Annotated in this window: 1 protein-coding gene and 1 pseudogene; both read left to right on the plus strand. The window is 36.8% G+C overall.

What is annotated here, in order from left to right; genetic code table 11:
* Positions 1–92: 92 nt before the first annotated feature.
* A pseudogene (locus tag N518_RS16525) lies at positions 93–761 on the plus strand (IS3-like element ISAba22 family transposase); the annotation flags it as partial.
* A gap of 78 nt (positions 762–839) precedes the next feature.
* Positions 840–2192 (plus strand): glutathione-disulfide reductase, encoded by a 1353-nt coding sequence (gorA, locus tag N518_RS0115095; RefSeq protein ID WP_002122354.1) that lies wholly within the window; start codon positions 840–842, stop codon positions 2190–2192.
* Positions 2193–2429 lie beyond the last annotated feature (237 nt).

The raw sequence follows: 2429 nt of genomic DNA on the forward strand, positions 1-2429 counted from the left end.
TATAACTCATTGAGATGTGTCATAGTATTCGTCGTTAGAAAACAATTATTGTGACATTATTTCAATGAGTTATCTATTTTTGTCGTGTACAGAGCAAATACTTACAAGCTCAGGGCATAAAAATGAGTATGTACGCTGTACGTCAGATAAAAGCGCTGAACCACCTGTATTGTAAGCGACACAAGCGTTTTAAAAGGACTACGAATAGTGACCATAATCGAGCGATCTATGAAAACCTGCTGGAGCAACAATTCTCAATGACTAGACCAAATCAAGCATGGTCAAGTGATATTACGTACATATGGACTGTTGAAGGATGGCTGTACTTAGCAGCGGTAAAAGACCTTTACACGAAGCAAGTGGTTGGCTATAGCTTAAATGAGCGCATGACAGCACAGCTTGTTTGTAATGCGCTAAATATGGCTATTCACAATCAAAAACCAACCAAAGAACTGATTGTGCATTCAGACAGAGGAAGTCAATATTGCAGCCATGAATATCGAAATATACTTGAGCAATATGGTTTTCAAGGTTCAATGAGCAAGCGCGGAGACTGTTACGATAATGCACCGATTGAAAGCTTTTGGGGAATACTGAAAAATGAGTTAGTGCATCATTACAACTATCAAACCAGAGAAGAAGCCAAAGCAGATATTATAAAATACATTGAATTATTTTATAATCATCGAAGAATTCAAAAGGGTTTGGGTTTTAAGACACCAAATCAAATGGCCGAAGACTTTTATAAGTTGGCTGCCTAGAATCTCCCAAGGGAAAGTCTCCTGATAATTCAGCGTATATCATTAACTTTTTAAATCTAAAAAACAGGAATTTCATTTATGTCTAAACACTATGATTATATTGCGATTGGCGGAGGCAGTGGCGGTATTGCATCAGTCAATCGTGCTGCCATGTATGGTAAGAAATGTGCACTGATAGAAATGGGTGATATTGGTGGAACCTGTGTCAACGTAGGATGTGTTCCTAAAAAAGTGATGTGGTATTCAGCTCAAATTGCCGATGCGATTCATAAATATGGTCCTGACTATGGCTTTAATACAGAATTGAAATCCTTTAACTGGAAGAAATTAGTTGAAAACAGACAAGCCTATATCAGCCGAATACATACATCGTATGACACAGGACTAGCTAAAAATAATGTTGATGTCATTCGAGGTTTTGCAAAATTTTTAGATGCTCAAACAATTGAAGTAAATGGTGAAACGTACACAGCTGACCATATTTTAATTGCTACGGGGACTCAAGCATTCAAACCTGAAATTGAAGGTGCTGAATATGGTATTGATTCCAATGGTTTCTTCGGATTAGAACACTTACCGAAGCGGACTGCTATTGTTGGTTCTGGCTATATTGCTGTGGAATTGGCAGGTGTTCTTAATGCATTGGGTTCGAATGTACAATTATTTATTCGTAAACATCAGCCTTTGCGTGGATTAGATCATTTCCTTGGTAAAACACTATTAGAGAATATGCGCAGTGAAAATATTAACGTGCATACTCATAGTCAGATTAACAAAGTGACTAAAGTTCAAGATAACTCACTTGTATTACACCTAGAAGATGGTACAGAACATAGTGTAGATTGCTTGATTTGGGCAATTGGTAGAAAACCTGCAACTGAAGCGATCAATCTTAATAAGACTCAAGTTCAATTGAACGAGAATCGCTTTATTCATGTTGATGCATATCAAAATACAACACAGTCTGGCATTTATGCAGTGGGTGATATTACAGGTAAAGTCGAGTTAACACCTGTTGCTGTGGCAGCGGGTCGAAGACTGTCTGAACGTTTATTTAACAATAAGCCAAATGAACATTTAGATTATGAAAATATTCCGACTGTGGTGTTTAGTCACCCACCTATTGGAACAGTTGGATTAACCGAAGATCAAGCCATAGAAAAATTTGGTAAAGATGCCATCAAAATTTATAGTTCTTCCTTTACATCCATGTATACAGCGATAACAGAACATCGACAACTCACAAAAATGAAATTAATTTGTGTAGGAACTGATGAGAAAGTGGTCGGAATTCATGGTATTGGATACGGTATGGATGAAATTCTGCAAGGCTTTGCTGTTGCTTTAAAAATGGGAGCAACTAAAAAAGACTTCGATAACACTTTAGCAATTCATCCGACTTCTGCTGAAGAATTCGTCACAATGCGTTAATCATTGATCATCTAAAAGAGCATTTATTTATATATTTGCTCTTATTTTTATATTCTATATCCAAATTATGAACTTTCAACAACTTAGAATTATTAGAGAACTCACTCAACATAATCTCAATTTATCACAAACAGCACATGCTCGGCTTTGTTGCACAAAGATTTGAAATGCAAAGCGCCCCTAATTGAGCCAAATTTAAGGCGTAACTTGGGTAAGTGGTCGACCTAATTCCGTAAA

The organism is Acinetobacter sp. UNC436CL71CviS28 (genome assembly GCF_000620525.1).
In the GTDB taxonomy this organism is placed as follows: Bacteria; Pseudomonadota; Gammaproteobacteria; order Pseudomonadales; family Moraxellaceae; genus Acinetobacter; species Acinetobacter radioresistens.

Excerpts from the sequence above, each read along its gene's own strand:
- gorA (WP_002122354.1), top strand. The coding sequence starts at position 840 with ATGTCTAAACACTATGATTATATTGCGATTGGCGGAGGCAGTGGCGGT.